General features: G+C 61.9%; 18 protein-coding genes. 3 read left to right on the top strand and 15 right to left on the bottom strand.

All coding sequences use genetic code 11. The features are described 5' to 3' along the window. The first annotated feature begins 62 nt into the window (after positions 1-62). The 3 genes from AC559A_RS12590 to folD are packed head-to-tail and all read left to right on the top strand — an operon-like array spanning position 63 to position 3030. The gene (locus AC559A_RS12590) at positions 63-866 is read left to right on the top strand and encodes a type III pantothenate kinase (RefSeq protein ID WP_498818217.1); all 804 of its coding nucleotides are present in this window, start codon (positions 63-65) and stop codon (positions 864-866) included. Continuing rightward, positions 863-2176, top strand: a complete 1314-nt coding sequence (gene eno, locus AC559A_RS12595; RefSeq protein ID WP_028571350.1) for a phosphopyruvate hydratase — start codon at positions 863-865, stop codon at positions 2174-2176. The genes AC559A_RS12590 and eno overlap by 4 nt, the downstream gene beginning before the upstream one ends. Positions 2177-2181: 5 nt before the next feature. Further along, positions 2182-3030 (top strand): bifunctional methylenetetrahydrofolate dehydrogenase/methenyltetrahydrofolate cyclohydrolase FolD, encoded by an 849-nt coding sequence (folD, locus tag AC559A_RS12600; protein WP_498818218.1) that lies wholly within the window; start codon positions 2182-2184, stop codon positions 3028-3030. Between the two features lie 26 nt (positions 3031-3056). Here folD and AC559A_RS12605 read toward each other — a convergent pair whose 3' ends face one another. The 15 genes from AC559A_RS12605 to AC559A_RS12675 form a co-directional block, all read right to left on the bottom strand. Beyond that, positions 3057-3413 (bottom strand): hypothetical protein, encoded by a 357-nt coding sequence (locus AC559A_RS12605; protein ID WP_051434328.1) that lies wholly within the window; start codon positions 3411-3413, stop codon positions 3057-3059. Beyond that, positions 3414-4022: a DUF8043 domain-containing protein gene (locus AC559A_RS12610; RefSeq protein WP_028571352.1), complete on the bottom strand. Its 609-nt coding sequence runs from the start codon at positions 4020-4022 to the stop codon at positions 3414-3416. Between the two features lie 62 nt (positions 4023-4084). Beyond that, the gene (locus AC559A_RS12615; RefSeq protein WP_498818185.1) at positions 4085-5668 is read right to left on the bottom strand and encodes a glycosyltransferase family 9 protein; all 1584 of its coding nucleotides are present in this window, start codon (positions 5666-5668) and stop codon (positions 4085-4087) included. Between the two features lie 69 nt (positions 5669-5737). Then, positions 5738-6319, bottom strand: a complete 582-nt coding sequence (locus AC559A_RS12620) for a Fe-S-containing hydro-lyase (protein ID WP_498818186.1) — start codon at positions 6317-6319, stop codon at positions 5738-5740. Then, positions 6283-7122, bottom strand: coding sequence for a fumarate hydratase (locus tag AC559A_RS12625; protein WP_498818187.1), 840 nt, complete (start codon positions 7120-7122; stop codon positions 6283-6285). Before AC559A_RS12625 ends, AC559A_RS12620 begins: the two co-directional genes overlap by 37 nt. A gap of 10 nt (positions 7123-7132) precedes the next feature. Beyond that, entirely contained in the window at positions 7133-7879 is a 747-nt protein-coding gene (locus AC559A_RS12630; protein WP_028571356.1) for a fumarate reductase iron-sulfur subunit, read from the bottom strand. Positions 7880-7943: 64 nt separating this feature from the next. Then, a complete protein-coding gene (locus tag AC559A_RS12635; protein ID WP_498818188.1) occupies positions 7944-8366 on the bottom strand; it encodes a hypothetical protein in 423 nt (140 codons plus the stop codon). Continuing rightward, positions 8363-8686: a type II toxin-antitoxin system RelE/ParE family toxin gene (locus AC559A_RS12640; RefSeq protein ID WP_498818189.1), complete on the bottom strand. Its 324-nt coding sequence runs from the start codon at positions 8684-8686 to the stop codon at positions 8363-8365. The genes AC559A_RS12635 and AC559A_RS12640 overlap by 4 nt, the downstream gene beginning before the upstream one ends. Before the next feature lie 25 nt (positions 8687-8711). Further along, positions 8712-10541, bottom strand: coding sequence for a fumarate reductase flavoprotein subunit (locus AC559A_RS12645; protein WP_498818190.1), 1830 nt, complete (start codon positions 10539-10541; stop codon positions 8712-8714). A 57-nt stretch (positions 10542-10598) separates the two neighbouring features. Continuing rightward, positions 10599-11255 (bottom strand): succinate dehydrogenase/fumarate reductase transmembrane subunit, encoded by a 657-nt coding sequence (locus AC559A_RS12650; RefSeq protein WP_498818191.1) that lies wholly within the window; start codon positions 11253-11255, stop codon positions 10599-10601. 104 nt (positions 11256-11359) lie between these two features. Then, positions 11360-12163, bottom strand: a complete 804-nt coding sequence (locus AC559A_RS12655) for a tetratricopeptide repeat protein (protein WP_498818192.1) — start codon at positions 12161-12163, stop codon at positions 11360-11362. 10 nt (positions 12164-12173) lie between these two features. After that, positions 12174-13313, bottom strand: coding sequence for a glutamine-hydrolyzing carbamoyl-phosphate synthase small subunit (carA, locus tag AC559A_RS12660; RefSeq protein WP_498818193.1), 1140 nt, complete (start codon positions 13311-13313; stop codon positions 12174-12176). Positions 13314-13353: 40 nt separating this feature from the next. Then, the gene (kdsB, locus tag AC559A_RS12665) at positions 13354-14112 is read right to left on the bottom strand and encodes a 3-deoxy-manno-octulosonate cytidylyltransferase (protein ID WP_498818194.1); all 759 of its coding nucleotides are present in this window, start codon (positions 14110-14112) and stop codon (positions 13354-13356) included. Next, positions 14109-15413 (bottom strand): homoserine dehydrogenase, encoded by a 1305-nt coding sequence (locus AC559A_RS12670; RefSeq protein ID WP_498818195.1) that lies wholly within the window; start codon positions 15411-15413, stop codon positions 14109-14111. The genes kdsB and AC559A_RS12670 overlap by 4 nt, the downstream gene beginning before the upstream one ends. Continuing rightward, entirely contained in the window at positions 15398-16588 is a 1191-nt protein-coding gene (locus AC559A_RS12675; protein ID WP_028571363.1) for an aminotransferase class I/II-fold pyridoxal phosphate-dependent enzyme, read from the bottom strand. The genes AC559A_RS12670 and AC559A_RS12675 overlap by 16 nt, the downstream gene beginning before the upstream one ends. Positions 16589-16591: the final 3 nt, after the last annotated feature.

Genomic DNA, 16591 nt, shown 5'->3' on the forward strand with positions numbered 1-16591 from the left:
TTTCCCGGCTTTTCATTCATTGCTTTGCCTTCCGCAACCATCAATCCCGCCCCTCCTTTCCCATGCCTCATCTCCTTCTGCTGGACATCGGCAACACGAACACCAAGATCGGCGTGGTGCGTGACGACGCGATTCTTGGGACCTACAGCCTGCCCACCAATCGAGATTCCACGGCGGACGCCTGGGGGTTGCGGATTATGCAGATCCTTGGTCTGCACGGGTTGCGTCCGGGCGACGTGTCGGGCTGGATGGTCTGCTCCGTGGTGCCGCCGGTGGGCGAACTGATCCGGGCCGCCGGGGAGCGGTTCTGCGGCTGTCCGGTGTTTTTCGTGCCCGAAGACCTGCCCCTGCCTTTGGAGAACCGCTATGCGCGGCCTCACGAGGTGGGCGCCGACCGATTGGTGGCCGGGTACGCGGCCCGTTCGCTTTTTTCCAGCCGTTCGTTGATCGTGGTGGACTTCGGCACGGCCACGACCTTTGACTGCATTCAGGATAACGCCTATTTAGGCGGATTGATCTGTCCCGGCTTGTATTCCTCGGCCGCGGCCCTGGCTTCGAAAACCGCCAAGCTGCCGACCATCGCCCTGGACGGGGCCGAGCCCGGTCTCCGTATTGGCCGGAGCACGGCGGAAAGTCTCCGGCACGGGATGGTCTTCGGGTTCGCGGCCATGGTGGAGGGGCTGTGCGTCCGCTTGAAGGCCCAGTTGGCCCATCCCGTGGAGGTGGTGGTTACCGGTGGGCCGGCAAAGACGCTGGTGGAGGTTTGTTCCGGGATTGATCACCATCAACCGGATTTGTTGATGCGAGGCTTGGTAAAGACCTCTTTGGATAATGCACACATGTTACGAAAAGGAGTACTTGTATGAGCAGCACCATTGTCGGCGTTTGGGCCAGAGAAATTCTTGATTCCCGCGGTAATCCCACGGTGGAGGTGGAGGTCTCTCTGGAGTCCGGCGCCACGGGGCGTTCGGCCGTACCTTCCGGAGCCTCCACCGGAACCCGTGAAGCCCTGGAGATGCGCGACAACGACCCGCGCCGCTACGCCGGCAAGGGCGTGATGACCGCGGTGGAGCATGTCCGCGAGGAGATCGCGGACTCGGTGATCGGTCTGGATGCCTTGAGCCAGCTCCGGGTGGACCAGGCACTGTTGGACCTGGACGGCACGGAGAACAAGTCCAGGTTGGGGGCCAATGCGCTGCTGGGCGTGTCCATGGCCACGGCCCGGGCCGCGGCCAACTATCTGGGCCTGCCATTGTTTCAGTACCTGGGCGGAGTGAACGCCAAAATTCTGCCGGTGCCGATGATGAACATCCTGAACGGCGGGGCCCACGCGCCCAACAACCTGGACATCCAGGAATTCATGATCCTGCCCCTGGGGGCCGCGTCCTTTTCCGAAGCCTTGCGCATGGGCGCGGAAACCTTCCACGCCCTGAAGAGCATCCTTACCAAAGACAAGCACATCACCTCGGTGGGCGACGAGGGCGGTTTTGCGCCGAATCTCAAGAGCCACAAAGAGGCCTTCCAGTACATCATGCGGGCCATTGATGCGGCCGGGTACCAGCCGGGCATTGAAATCGCCCTGGCCATCGACGCCGCGGCCTCGGAATTTTACAAGGACGGCAAGTACGTGCTCAGCGGGGAGAACCTGCAATTGTCCTCGGAAGAACTGATCGACTACTATAGTCAGTTTACCCAGGAATTCCCGCTGATCTCCATTGAAGACGGCCATGCCGAGGGCGACTGGGACGGCTGGCGGAAGATGACCCTGGCCTTCGAGGACCGGATTCAGATCGTGGGCGACGACATCTTCGTGACCAATCCGGACATCCTGGCCGAGGGCATCCAGGAAGGCATCGCCAACGCCATCCTGGTCAAGTTGAACCAGATCGGCACGGTTACCGAAACCCTGGATACCATTGAACTGGCCAAGTCCGCTTCCTACGGCACGGTCATTTCCCACCGCTCCGGAGAGACCGAGGACGCCTTCATTGCTGATTTGGCCGTGGGCCTGAACTCCGGTCAGATCAAGACCGGCTCCCTGTGCCGCTCCGACCGGCTGGCCAAGTACAATCAGTTGCTGCGTATCGAAGAGGTGCTGGAAGAGCAGGGCGCGTATTTCGGCCCGAGCATGATCGCCCAGTGGCTGGACGATGAAACGGACGAGGACGACGCGTGAGCGCGGTGCTGCTGGACGGCAAGCGCACGGCCGCGGCCATGCGCGAGGAACTGCGGCGGGAAGTGGCCGATCTGGCCGCTTCCCGCGGTTTGCCACCGGGCTTGGCCGTGATCCTCGTGGGTGATGACCCGGCCTCCCAGGTCTATGTGCGCAACAAAGAGCGGGCCTGCGTCGAGGTGGGCATTGTTTCCCGGAGTCTGCGCCTGCCGGGGGACGTGACGCAGGATCACCTGGAAGGCCTGATTCGCGATCTGAACGCGGATCGGTCCATCCACGGCATCCTGCTGCAACTGCCGTTGCCGCGAGGGTTGGAAGCCCAGCGCTGCCTGGAACTGATTGATCCGAAGAAGGATGTGGATGGGTTTCATCCCGAGAACATGGGGCGGCTGACCTTGGGCCTGCCGGGGCTGCGACCCTGCACGCCCGCCGGGGTTCTGGAACTGCTGGCCCGGTACGACCTGAGCGTGGCCGGAAAAAAGGCCGTGGTCGTGGGCCGCAGCAACATCGTGGGCAAGCCGTTGGCCCTGTTGCTGGCGCAGCCCACTGCCCAGGGCAACGCCACGGTGACCTTATGCCACTCCCGCACGCCGGATTTGGCCGGGGAAATGCGGCGGGCGGACTTCCTGTTCCTGGCCGTGGGCCGTCCCCGATTCGCTACCGCGGACATGGTCGCCCCAGGGGCCGTGGTGGTGGACGTGGGCATCAACCGCACGGACCAGGGCTTGGTCGGCGATGCTGATTTCGACGCCTTGCGCGACCGGGTCGCCGCGATCACCCCGGTTCCCGGCGGAATCGGCCCGATGACCATCGTCCAACTGCTGCGTAACACGGTCCAGACGTACGCTGAAAACTGAGTTTCGGCTCCGCAAGCCGCTTCTGCTTACCCCTTTAGTTGGACGAATTTGGCCTCCGACACAGCGGTGGGCATGCTGTTGCGGTATCCGGAATACCCCTGGCTTTGGCGGCGGGTGCGGAGCAGATCGTCCTTGAGCAGCTTGTGCAGTCGTCTGGCCTCGGCGCTGACTTGGCTGTGTACGGCCTGCAACTGTTCCATTTTGTTCAGGAAGATGTCCTGGGAGATGCGTCCCCGACCGTGCCAGGCCATGTCCAGGAGTCGGCCCCGGTCGTTGGCCAGGGCCTCGGCCTGTTCCACGTTGCCTTCGGTGAGCATGTTCAGCTCAAGTCGTCCGAGATCCAGGGCCTCGTCCAGATAGGATTCGACTTCGGCGGTGTGCATTCATCCCTCCCGAATGGACTTGCGGACGTCTTCCCGGAGTTGGGCCACGATGCTTTTCCAGCGTTCCACCAGCGGATGAAATTCGTATTCCAGCAGGTCGGAAAGTAAAATCCAGTCCTCGTTTTCCTGAACTTCCAGCATTTCCGTGAACAGCTCGGAAAGGTCGTTCACCGCGTCCTCGAATTGCGGGTTGGCCGAAAGGGCGAACTCGTCGCGCAATGCGCCGATCATTCCCAGAAAATCGCGGGTCACGTCCAGAAGATCCTGGTACATTTCCAAGGCTTCGGCGTCGTCGGCCCGGCGGAACAGGTCGGCGATCTGCTTGGAGCCCTCGCTCATCAGACGGATGACCTTGTACAGCTCCCGGGCGATGTTCACGCCCATTTCCGGGACGCCCATGGTCTTGATCTCGACCTTCTGGATGTCCCGACAATCCACGTCTTCGGCTTGATGGGGGTAGATCTCCGAGAATGCCTCGTCGTTGACGAGCACGTCGGTGACGATCCGATTGTCCAGGTGTTTCATGCTCATCAGCCCGATGAGCAGTTCGTCCAGATTGGTAAAATTGGTGATGTTGAAATCAGATTTTTGACCGTCGATAATGATCATCGCAAGAACCTCCTGAAGGTGGGTAGGGATTTCCCACTCCAATTCAAGATTCGTGCCGAGAATTAATGACGGTCAAAGGCGTCCTTCCAGGCCAAAGCCAGGTTCAGGTAGCGGTGCGTGAGGTGAAGAACCCCGGCGATGTCCCGGCCTTGGTCTTGGGACTCCGTCAACCACAGTCGGCCCAGGACCGGAAAGAACGGGTCCGCTTGCCAATGGGCCTGGAGACGTTCCCAATAGGCCATGAATTTTTGCTTGATCCTGGGCAGGGGGGATATGGCCAGAACCTGGGCCTGGCTTTCCAGAATGCGCAGCAAGGCGATCGACTGTTCCAGAGAGGTCAGGATTTGCGACCGGGTCTCGGCCGGCAGGGAAGGAAGGTGGTCGGGGGGACGGATGTCGGACCGTTGGTCAAGAAATTGACGATAATAGTGCCGCTGGACGCGGATCCATTGGGTGCGCAGGTCTGTTTCCTGGCCGGTGAGTGCCGACAAATCCAGAAATCCGTGAGCGTCCCGACAAGTCTTCCAGGCCCGGACGGAGCGCAGGTCCGGGCTCCCAGAGGGCTGTTCGCGGGCCGCTAGGGGCAGGAGATGGGCGCGGATCAGCTCGAAGGCCTGTTCCGGGGTGATGGCTTGGCGGCATTCTTCCCGGCGGTCGCAGGACGTGCCGAAGGCGCAGGGATGACAGGCCAGGTTTGGTTCAAGGCAGAGGCTGTTTTCCCGGTACGGCCCGGTGTCCCAAGGTTGGGCCGTCGCCAGGAAAATGGCGGCCACGGGGCGGCCGAGACCGGCGGCCAGGTGCATGGTGCCGGTGTCGTTGGTCACCAGCAGATCGGCGTGGCAGAGGACAGCGGCCAACTCCGGCAAGGAGGTCCGGCCGATCAGGTCGATGAACGGGGCTGAGGCCTTGGCCGCGTAACCGTCCACGAGACGACGCTCCGATGCCGTGCCCAGGAGTACCGGGCAGAGCCCGAACCGCTCCCAAAGCAGGCCGCCGAGCTGGGCAAAATATTCCTCCGGCCACTGCCTGCGTGGCTCGCTGGCCCCGAGTTGCAGGGCCACGTAGCCCCGGCGGGAGGAAGCGGCGGTGGTCGGAGCGGCTTCCAGCATCGCTTGGACGTGATCCAAGGCTTCCTGGTCTGGCTTGGCCAGCTCCAGGTCGCGGCCGGATACCGGTAAATCCGCCGCGCGCAGCATCAGGTCCACCAGGTTGAACGGACTGCATCCCCGATTCATGGTGGAAGTCTGCAAAAAAGCGGCCCAGGCGTTGCCGTAATATCCAAAGCCCTGCTCATCCAGACCAAAACCGGAAACCGGGCCGGTGGTCAGGACCCGGGCCAGCAGGCGGGCGCTTTGGATCGGGGTCAGGTTCAGCAGCGGCGAGGTGGAATGATCTCGGACAATGGCGTGTTTCCAGGCGGCGAGGCGTTCCAGGGCTGCGGGCCAGCTGCGGTCCAGGTCAGCCAGCAGACCGGCCCCGGGCAGGGCGAAGACCTCTTCCGCGTCCGGCAGAAACCTCGTCGCCCCGGCAAAGTTGTCCAGACAGATGAGGGCCGTTGAATGCCCCTGGTCCCGCAATCCAGCGATGACCGGCTGCGTCTGCAGCAGGTCGCCGAAGCGGGTCAAATTCATGACCAGGGTGCGCATGGTTGGATTGAGAGACCGGTGCGGACGGATTCCTTGTCGTCCATGAGCGTCCCTCCGAACGGCGAAAGGTTAGCCGGGCAGATTCGGTTTGGCGTAGAGTTCGCCTCCAAAGGCGTCGTTGACCACCAGCAAGGGAAAGTCCCGGACCACCAGTTCCCGGACAGCCTCCGGGCCGAGGTCTTCGAAGGCGATGATCTTGGAAGACTCAATACGTTGGGAGAGCAGGGCCCCGGCTCCGCCGGTGGCCCCGAAGTAGACGGCGTTGTGGCGGACCAGGGCGTCCTTGACGTCCTGGCTGCGCTTGCCCTTGCCAATGGTCGCCTTGACTCCGAGGCTGTGCAGTCGGGGCGTGTAACTGTCCATGCGGTAGCTGGTGGTGGGGCCGGCGGAGCCGATGGGCCGACCTTCCGGGGCCGGGGACGGGCCGACGTAGTAGATGACCGCACCCTTGAGGGGAAAGGGCAGTTCCGAGCCGCTTTCCAGGGCCTGGATGATCTTTTTGTGCGCCGCGTCCCGGGCCGTGTAGATGATGCCGGAGAGCAGCACCCGGTCCCCGACCTTGAGTTGAATCACGTCCTCGTCGCGCAGAGGGGCCTGCAATCGATATTCCTTGCTCACAGCTCCACCTCCTCGTGGCGTGCGGAATGGCATTGAACGTTCACGGCCAGGGGCAGGCTGGCGATATGGCAGGGGGCCATGCTGATGCGCACCCCCAGGCAGGTGGTGTCGCCGCCCAGGCCCATGGGGCCGATCCCCAGGGTGTTGATCTCTTCCAGCAGTTCCTGTTCCATCCGGGCGATTTCCGGGTCCGGATGGGGCTGGTCCAGCGGGCGGAGCAGGGCCTGCTTGGCCAGCTTGGGGGCCAGCTCGAAGGAGCCGCCGATGCCGATGCCGAGCATGGTCGGCGGGCAGGGGTTGGGACCGGCCTCGGCCACCCGGCCCAGGACGAAGTCCTTGATGCCTTTCCAGCCCTGGGCCGGAGAGAGCATGGTCACCCGGGACATGTTCTCGCTGCCTCCGCCCTTGGCCATGAAGGATATTTTCAAGCCGTCCCCTTCCACGAGGTCCACGTGAATCACGGCGGGGGTATTGTCGCCGGTGTTCTTGCGGGTCAGCGGATGGCACATGGATTTGCGCAGCAGACCGTCCTGGTAGCCACGGACCATGCCCTGGGTAATGGCCTCGCGCAGGTTCGCGCCTTCCACCCGGCACTGTTCGCCCAGTTCCACGAAAAAGACGGCCATGCCCGTGTCCTGGCAAAGCGGCAGGCCGCTTTCCCTGGCCAGGGCCGCGTTTTCCTCAAGCTGCCCGAGGATTTCCCGCCCCGAGGGGGAGCTTTCATTTTCCTTGGCGCGGCTGATGGCGGTCAGGACGTCCGGAGGCAGGACGCGGTTGGCCCGGACCACCATTTCCGCGACCCGGTCCGCGATATCGGATGATGTGACGGTACGCACGGCTGACTCCTTATTTCCTTTTCCACGGCAACAGATTCATGATGCCGGCCCACCCCATTTTCCAGCGCAGCATGCCCAGCTGATCCTGCAAGGGCAGATGCTTGGGGCAGACGTCCTCGCAGGCCAGAAGGCCCATGCAGCCGAAGATGCCCTGGTCGTTGCCCACGATGTCGAAGTAGTCCTGTTCCGTGCGCTTGTCCCGCGGGTCGAGAACAAAGCGGGCCAGGCGGTTCAGCCCGGCGGCGCCCAGAAAATCGGGACGCATGATCGCTGTGCCGCAGGCGGCCACGCAGCAGCCGCACTCGATGCAGCGTTCCAGTTCGTAGATTTCCTCGGCCACGGCGTTGTCCATGCGTTCTTCCAAGGCCTTGGGGTCGAAGTCCTTGTCCGTGTGCACCCAGGAGCGGACTCGTTGGGCCATGTTCCGAAACCAAGTCCCCGTATCCACGGAGAGATCGCCCACTAGGGTGAAAAAGGGCAGGGGCATCAAGGTGATGGCGTCCGGAAGGTCCTTGGTCTTGGTATGACAGGCCAGACCCGGACGACCGTTGACAACCATGGCGCAGGCTCCGCAGATCCCGGCCCGGCAACAGAAATCGAATTGTAAGCCGGGGTCTTGTTCCTCGCGGATTCTGTTCAGGGCGATGAACAGGGTCATGTGGTTGGTCTCGTCCAGGACAAAGGTGTCCGTATGCGGCACGGAGATCGGGTCCTGGGGATTATAGCGAAAAATGGAAAAGGTCAGGTTCCTGGCCATGCGGTTCCTCGTTTTACGTGATGCAAACGTATCGTTCGGGGCTAATTGGTTTTGTGATGGATATTTATGAGTTTTTGGTTCTCTCGTTTTCATGCTTGACTAAAGCGGCATCAATGAGAAAGTCGATTCTTTTAGAGCTAGAATCCGCTTTGATTTCTTTATCCCATCGTGCTTGGTCAAACTTCAGAAACCAATCGCGAAGTCTGGTGTAGGATGCATTATCCAGTTGTGTTATCCGGCTTTCCAAGAATGCTATTTCACTCTGTATCGCTGATGTTTGCGAAGACATGAATGCAAGCCTCTCCGTCAACCAGTTTACTCCCATGGCATCCGCAAGTTGCTTCAGTGCCATGCTGAGAGACTTTGGATCATTCGCGTCTTCCTCAAGAGTTTGCTGAAGATATGCTTTTGCAAATTCCGGATCTTTCTTCAGAAGGCCCACAATGGCATCATGATGGGAAATGGATGCAGCGCCGTATACACTCATTGTTCGCTCCTCAGCTTGTAGTCTCGCAGAAATTTCTTGGCGCGACTGATATCCTCTTGTTGATTTGTCTTGCTTCCACCGCAAAGCAAAAGGATGACTTGGTCACCTATTCGTGCAAAGTATATTCGATATCCAGGGCCAAACATTTCTCGAGCTTCTGTCACGCCGTCGCCTACGGATTTACAATCTCCCATAAGACCAGAAGCAAACCGATTCAATCTTCTCGTTATACGTGCTCTTGTGGCGGCTTCCAGGCTATCGAGCCACTCTGAAACATGATCTCGACCATCAGAGGTTCGATAGTGTCTCAGTTCCACCATGGTTCGATACAAGTCAGCTTTCAGCCTATTCCTTGGGCTCCGCCGGGATGATCTTGCCGCCGCCGTAGCCGCGTTCGCCCGGGGGAATGGACCAGACTTGGGAGACCGGTTCGTAGTTCAGGGTCGGCAGAGGTGCGCCGGGTTGCCAGGTGGCCAGGGTGCGCACCAGCCAGTCGCGGTCGTTGCGTTCCGGGTAGTCTTCCCGGGCATGGCTGCCCCGGCTTTCCGTGCGTTGCAGGGCTCCCTGGGCCACGCATAGGGCCAGGCGGACCATGCCCGGCAAGCGCAGGGCCAGAGCCAGTTCCGGGTTCGCGCCCCGACCGTTGGAGCGCAGACCGATTTTATTGGCCCGCTCATGGACCTCCTGGAGCGCTTGGACACAGGCTTCCAGGTCCTTGCCGTTGCGGAAGATGCCCGCGCCGTGCATCAGAGCGTCGTACATGGCGTTGCGCACGGTGAAGACATTTTCCTTGCCGTCGGCCTTGGAAATCAGACGCTTGGTCCGGTCTTGCTGCTGGGCGGCGAAGTCCCGGATCAAGCCGGTGGGATAGGAAACCTGGTGGTTTCGGAGGTATTCCACGACCTTCGCGCCGACGATCATTCCGGCGACCACGGTTTCGGCCAGGGAGTTGCCGCCCAGGCGGTTGAAGCCGTGCATGTCCCAACAGGCCGCCTCCCCGGCGGAGAACAGGCCTTTCAGGCCGTAGGCCAGACCGTCCTTGTCCGTGCGCACCCCTCCCATGCTGTAGTGCTGGGTGGGACGGACCGGGATCAGGTTTACGGCAGGGTCAATGCCCAGGAAATTCTTGCAGATTTCGTCCACTTCCCGCAGCTTGGTGGCCAGATGGTGGCAGCCCAGATGACGGATATCCAGCCAGAGGTGGTCGCCGTAAGGGCTGGGTGCGCCCAGTCCCTGGCGCATATGATGGGTCATCCAGCGGGAGACCACGTCCCGTGAGGCCAGTTCGGCCTTGTCCGGTTCGTAGTCGGGCATGAAGCGGTGTTCATTCTTGTCCAGCAAGGTCCCGCCGTCGCCGCGGCAGCCTTCGGTGACCAGGATGTCCGTGGGCACGATGCCCGTGGGATGGAACTGGACCGCCTCCATGTTGCCCAGGGGGACGACTCCGGTGTCCAGAGCGATGATCAGGCCGCCGCCGTCGTTGATCACGGCATTGGTGGATTCCCGGTAGATCCGGCCGAAACCGCCGGTGGCGATGAGGGTGACCCGGGCCAGATAGACGCGCAACTCGCCGGTTTTCAGGCACCGGACCACCGCGCCCAGACAGTTTTCTCCGTCGTGGATCAGGCTGAGGGCCTCGATCTTGTCATGGACCGCAACGCCCAACTGCACGGCCCGGTTGTCCATGGTGTAGAGTACGGTGTGGCCCGTGCCGTCGGAGGTGTAGCAGGTTCGCCATTTGGCCGTGCCGCCGAAGGCCCGGGCCGTGATCAGCCCTTCCTTCTCCTGCTTTTCTTCCTTTTCGAACAGCTTGCCACCCTTGAAATAGGTGGACTTGCCCGGCACGACCCGGTTCCAGGGTACGCCCCAGGCCGCCAACTGGCGCATGGCAATGGGCGCGTTGTCGCAGAACAGCCGGGCCACCTCCTGATCGCAGCCCCAGTCCGAACCTTTGACCGTGTCCTCGAAATGCACGTCCGGAGAATCCCCCTCGCCCATGGCGCAGTTGCCCAGGGCTGCCTGCATGCCCCCCTGCGCAGCGGAAGAGTGGGAGCGGCGGGCCGGGACAAGGCTCAGACAGGTGACGTCGAATCCGGCGGCGGCGGCCTCGATGGCCACGCGCTCTCCGGCGAGTCCGGCGCCGATGCACAGAAGGTCGGTTTGGAAGGTCTGCATGTGGTCTATCCTTATCTTATGCTTGAAATAACTGTGAACCGTGAACCCGCATCCCCGCTATATCGCGAGAAAGTAAAACCGGAGCAGGGCCATCAGGCCGATGAAGATGAACCCGCCGGTGACGATGTACTCGATGCGCTGCATTCTGGGCCGATCGGCCCGGCCCACGAATCCCCACTTTACGGCGATCCGGTACAAGCCCACGCCTACGTGCAGTTCCACCAGGGGCAGCAAAACGAGATAGAAGCCCATCCAGAAACCGTCCTGAATCCGGGCCGCGCTTTTTTCCGCGGTGATGGGCAGGTCCGTGAGCACCACCCACATGTGGATCGCCCCCATGATCAGGATGATCATGGCCGTGACCACCTGGACGAGCCAGAGCCAAGTGTCCTTGTGGGCCAGCATCCGGGAGTGCTTCCAGATTTTGGACTGCTGTTCGGCCCGGAAAGGAATCTTGCGGGCCGCCAGCACGAAGTGCAGCAGGAAGATCAAGCCGATCATCGGGCCGCCCACCTGGGCCATGTAGGTGGCCTCGAAAAAATGGGCGATGGCGTTCATCACTCCCGGACCGATGATCACGCTGGCCACCAGAATCATGTGCGCCCACATGAACAGGATCAGGCCGGCGCCGGTGAGCATTTGCAGCCAGTCGAGACAGGCCGAAGCACGGGAGGGGCTGGGGACGAAGACGGCGGTATCGATGGAAGTGGACATGGAACGTCGTCCTTTGGCAAAATGGGGTGTACGGGGTCGGGCCGTGACAAAACTCTGGTTGATAGAGAGTGTTGAGGACAATTGTCAACGTATGGGAAAAATGATCAGCCCTTTTGCTTGCGTTGGGCGAAATTCCGCATTTTTTTGGCCTGTTCCAGGTCGGGATTAAGGACCATGGCCTTGGAAGCGGCTTGCTCGGCCTTATCCCATTGGGCCCGGTCGACATAGACGCGGCCCAGGTTGAAATAAAGCCGTTCGTCGTCCGTGGACAGCTTCAGGGCCTGCAGAAAACACTGTTCCGCCTCCTCGAACTTGCCCAGCTTGCGCAGGCCCATGCCGATGCGGTTCAGCAGATGGACGGATTCCGGGTTGTTCCGCAAGGATTCGAGCAGGTAGGTGAAGGCTTGGTCGAACTGGCCAGCCTCGAGGAACAGTTCGCCGATGTCCACCCGGAGCTCCTGATCGTCGTGGAAATACTTGAGCATCTTGTCGAAGAACTGGCCCGCGGGATCGTACTGGCCTTCCAGGATCAACTGTTGGCCCTTGGCCAGTCCTTCCTGCTTGCGGCGTTCCCGTTCGGCCAGCATGTCTCTGGCGTCCTGGACCGCGCTTTCCTGCAGCTCGCCCAGCAATTCCCGGAGCATACTCTGGAGTTCGGCTTCCTCACCGGGTGTGTATTTGAGCAGGATCGGGTAGATTTTGCGCAGATTGGCGTCACCGTTGAGCTGATAGACGGCTTTCTCCAGGGAACGCTCAAAGTCCGCCTTTTCGCTTTTCATCAAAGGCGTACGGATGATCTGGCCCAGGGCGTCGTGCAGCGCCAGGACCGCGGGCAGGACTTTTTGTTGCTTAAGCAGGGTGCCGATGCCCGCCAGCGAGGCCCGGGCCTTGATCAGTTCCTTGGACATGGGAGCCCTCCTAACGTTTGCCGACCACGTCGTCCAACATGGAGATGAAGCGGTCGAAGAACGAGCGACAGTCGTGGGGGCCGGGACCGGCTTCGGGGTGGTGCTGGACGGCCATCAGCGGCTTGGTCTTGTGCCGGAAGCCTTCCAGGGTGTTGTCATTGAGATTGATGTGGGTGGGTTCGTAAAAATCGGCCTGCCCGAAGTCTACGCAAAAACCGTGGTTTTGGGAGGAAATCTCCACCCGGCCCGTGGCCAGTTCCTTGACCGGATGGTTCAGGCCGTGGTGGCCGAACTTCAGTTTGAAGGTGGTCCCGCCCAGGGCCAGGCCCATGATCTGCTGACCCAGGCAGATTCCGGCCATGGGCAGTTTGTCCGTGAGCGTTCTCGCGGTCTGGACCGCTTCGGTCACCGCCGCCGGGTCGCCCGGTCCGTTGCCCAGAAACACCGCGTCCGGCTTCAGGGCCAGGACCTGATCCGCCGTAAAGGTGGAGGGGACCATCAGCATATCCAGCCCCTTTTCCTGAAGAATGCGCAGGATGCTCCACTTGATGCCGAAATCAAAGACCACCACCCGGTATCTTTTGCCATATCCTCGGTCGGGCCAGGAAAAGCCCTGATCGATGTTCACCGGCTGCGGCCTTTGGCCGTCCCAGACGTACGGGCCGGGAACATTGACCCGTTGGACCAGGTTCGCGCCCTCCATGGAAGGCAGGGCCCGGGCCTGTTCCACCAGCTCCTGGACCGGGACGTTCCGGGTGGAGATGATGCCGCGCTGGGCTCCATGAATGCGCAGATGCCGGGTCAGAGCCCGGGTGTCGATGCCTTCCAGGCCGACCACCCCGGCGTCGCGCAGATAGTCCGGCAGGGACTGGGTGGCCCGCCAGTTGGAGGGTTGCTTGCAGCACTCCTTGACGATCATCGCCTCCACCTGGACCCGGTCGGACTCCACGTCTTCGGGGTTGACCCCGTAGTTGCCCATCAGCGGATAGGTCATGCAGACCATCTGGCCGATGTACGAGGGGTCGGTGAGCACTTCCTGATATCCTGTCATGCCGGTGTTGAAAATCACCTCGCCGCCGGCTTCGCCTTCGCCGGTAAAGGAGCGTCCGGCGAACCAGGCGCCGTCTTCAAGGGCCAATATTGCGCGCATGTCGTGCCTCATGTGGGTTTGTCGTGATGATGGCCGAAATTCAGGCCAATCCTTGCTCCCGGAGCAGCGTGCAAACGCTGGGGACGTCCTCGGGCCGGTCCACGCCGTGGGTGCGGTGCTCCGTGCGCAGAACGCGGATGGGAATGCCTGCTTCAAGAAGCCGTAGTTGTTCCAGTTTTTCAATCTGTTCCAGCTTGCCCGGACCCAGGTCGACAAAGGCGCGCAGGGTGCGCATCCGGAAGGCGTACAGTCCGATATGGCCCAGAAATTCGCCGGTTCCTTCCCTGGGGTAAGGGATCAGGGCGCGGGAGAAGTAGAGGGCTTGGCTCCGGGCGTCGGTGACGACCTTGACCACGTCGGGACTCCGGGCCTCTTCGGGAGAAAGCGGTCTGGCCAATGTGCTCACCTGGACGGCTGGGTCGTCAAAGGGGCTGAGCAGCAATGTCAACAGTTCCGGGCACAGGGCCGGTTCGTCGCCCTGGATGTTGACCACCACGTCGTCCGTGTCGACCCCCAGTCGTTCAGCGGCTTCCAGAGTCCGGTCAGTGCCGCTGGGGTGGTCGTCGCGGGTCATGGTCGCCGGAATGTCCAGCTCCCCGGCCACGTCCAGAATGCGTTGGTCGTCCGTGGCCAGGGTCACGCCGCACAGTTCCGGACAGGCCCGGGCTCGCTGGTACACGTGCCAGATCATGGGCTTGCCCAGAATGTCGGTCAGCGGCTTGCCCGGAAAACGAGTGGAAGCGAAGCGGGCCGGGATGATTCCGTGGCACCGTGGTCTATCGCGGCAAACAGCGTTCATGCCGGGGAGGGGAGTATCCTGTGATGCACCGTGGGGGCGGTGATGAAGCTTTGCCCATCGATTTCGCCGACGGCCGCCTGGACGTCCTGGGCCTGGGCCTTGTGGGTGACGATGACCACCGGAACGCTGCGTCCCGTCGGTGACCCCTTCTGGACCACCTGGGCAATGCTGATGTTGCGTTGCCCGAGCATCCCGGCGATGCTGGCCAGCACGCCGGGGCGATCCTGGACGGAAAAGCGGAAATAGTGCCGGGAGCGAACCAGTTCGGGGGGCAGAATGCGGGCCGGGGGCAGGGTGGCGTTCTGGAAGCCCGTATTGTCCGGGGCCCGGCCGTTGCGAACCAGGCTCATGATGTCCGCGAGCACGGCGCTGCCCGTGGGCAGGTCTCCGGCTCCCTGGCCGTAGAGCATGATCGGCCCCACCGCGTCGCCGTCCAGGAGGATGGCGTTGAACGGGCCGTCCACCTTGCCCAGGATGGCCTCCCGCCGGACCAGGGCCGTGAACACCCCGGCGTCCAGCAGGCCGTCGGACTCCCGGACCTGGGCGATGAGCTTGATCCTGTAGCCGAACTCCTCGGCAAAGGCGATGTCCTGTGGGTCCACGTGGGTGATGCCCGTGACCGGCAGGCTGCCCAGGGGATAGTCCTGACCATGGGCCAGCCGGATCAGCAGAATCAGCTTGTGGGCCGCGTCCAGTCCTTCGATGTCCAGGGTGGGGTCGGCCTCGGCATAGCCCTTGACCTGGGCCTGGCGCAGGGCGGTCTGGAAGTCCAGTCCTCGGGATGTCATTTCCGAGAGGATGAAGTTGGCCGTGCCGTTGAGAATGCCGGTGAGTACATTGATCCGATTGCCGGCCAGCCCTTCCTTGAGGGTCTGGACAATGGGAATACCCCCGGCGATGCTCGCTTCGTAACCCAGGCCCACCCCGTGTTCCGCAGCCAGGGCGAAAAGTTCGTTGCTCCGTTTGGCCAGCAAGGCCTTGTTGGCCGTGACCACGTGCCGACCCGAGCGTAGGGATTTCGTGATCAGTTCGTAGGCTGTGTCCTGGCCGCCCATCAACTCCACGATGATGTCCAGTTCCGGATCGTCGAGTAAATCCTGGATGTCGGCGGTCAGCCGGATGGGCATGTCCTCTGGAACGTCACGGACTTTGGACGGATCGCGGACCAAAGCGGTTTTGATCGTCACGCGTCGGCCCAGCCGTCGCTCGATCCAATCCGCGTTGGAGGCCAGGATCTTGGCCAGCCCCGTGCCCACGGTGCCCAGTCCGGCCAGTCCCAGGCGGATCAGCTCTCCGGACATGATTCCCCCGAAATGACTTTGCGCAATCCGCGGATTGCCTGATTGATGCGGTGGCGGTTCTCCACCAGGGCGAAGCGGACGTGGTCGTCGCCGTAGTTTCCGAAACCAAGCCCCGGAGACACGGCCACCTTGCCTTCCCGCAGGAGCAGCTTGGAGAACTCCACCGAACCCATGCTTCGGAATTCTTCGGGAATCTGGGCCCAGACGAACATCGTGCCCTTGGGCGAGGGAACGTCCCAGCCGATGCGGTGCAGGCCTTCGATCAGTGCATCCCGGCGATCCTTGTAGGTCTCCACGATTTCCTGGACGCAGTCCTGAGGGCCGTTCAGGGCGATGATCGCCGCGATCTGAACGGGCTGGAACATGCCGTAGTCCAGGTAGCTCTTGATCCGGGTCAGGGCCTGGACCATGTCCCGGTTGCCCGCGCAAAATCCGACCCGCCAGCCGGCCATGGAGTAGCTCTTTGACAAGGAGAAGAACTCTACGCCCACGTCCTTGGCGCCCTTGGCCTGCAAAAAGCTGGGGGCCTGGTAGCCGTCAAAGGTCAGGTCGGCGTAGGCCAGATCGTGGATCACGTACATTTTGTGTTCCTTGGCGAAATCCACGATCTTTTCGAAAAAGGCCAGGTCCACGCACTGGGTGGTGGGATTGTGCGGATAGGAGATGATCAGCACCTTGGGCTGGGGCCAGGTCTGGCGGGTGGCCACCATCAGATCTTCGAAAAAGTCCCGGTCCCGACCAATGGGGATGCGTCGGACATCCGCGCCGGCGATGATCGCCGAGTAGGGATGGATGGGATATGTCGGGTCCTGGGCAAAGACCACGTCGCCGGGGCTGAGCATGACCATGGCCAGGTGGGCCAAGCCTTCCTTGGCGCCCAGGGTGACCACGGACTCCTGGTCCGGGTTCAGCTCCACCCCGAACCGCCGCCAGTACCAGTCGCAGATGGCCAGGCGCAACTTGGGAATACCCTTGGAAGCGGAATAGCGATGGTTCGTGGCCTTGTGCGCGGCTTCGCACAGCTTGTCCACGATGTGCTTGGGCGTGGCCAGGTCCGGATTGCCCATGCCGAGATCAATGATGTCCTCCCCTTGATGACGCATCCGGGCCTTGAGTTCGTTGACCACGGCGAAAACATAGGGGGGCAGTCTGTGTACGCGAGGAAATTGTTCCATGAA

The organism is Desulfonatronum zhilinae (genome assembly GCF_900182865.1).
GTDB classification, from domain to species: domain Bacteria; phylum Desulfobacterota; class Desulfovibrionia; order Desulfovibrionales; family Desulfonatronaceae; genus Desulfonatronum; species Desulfonatronum lacustre.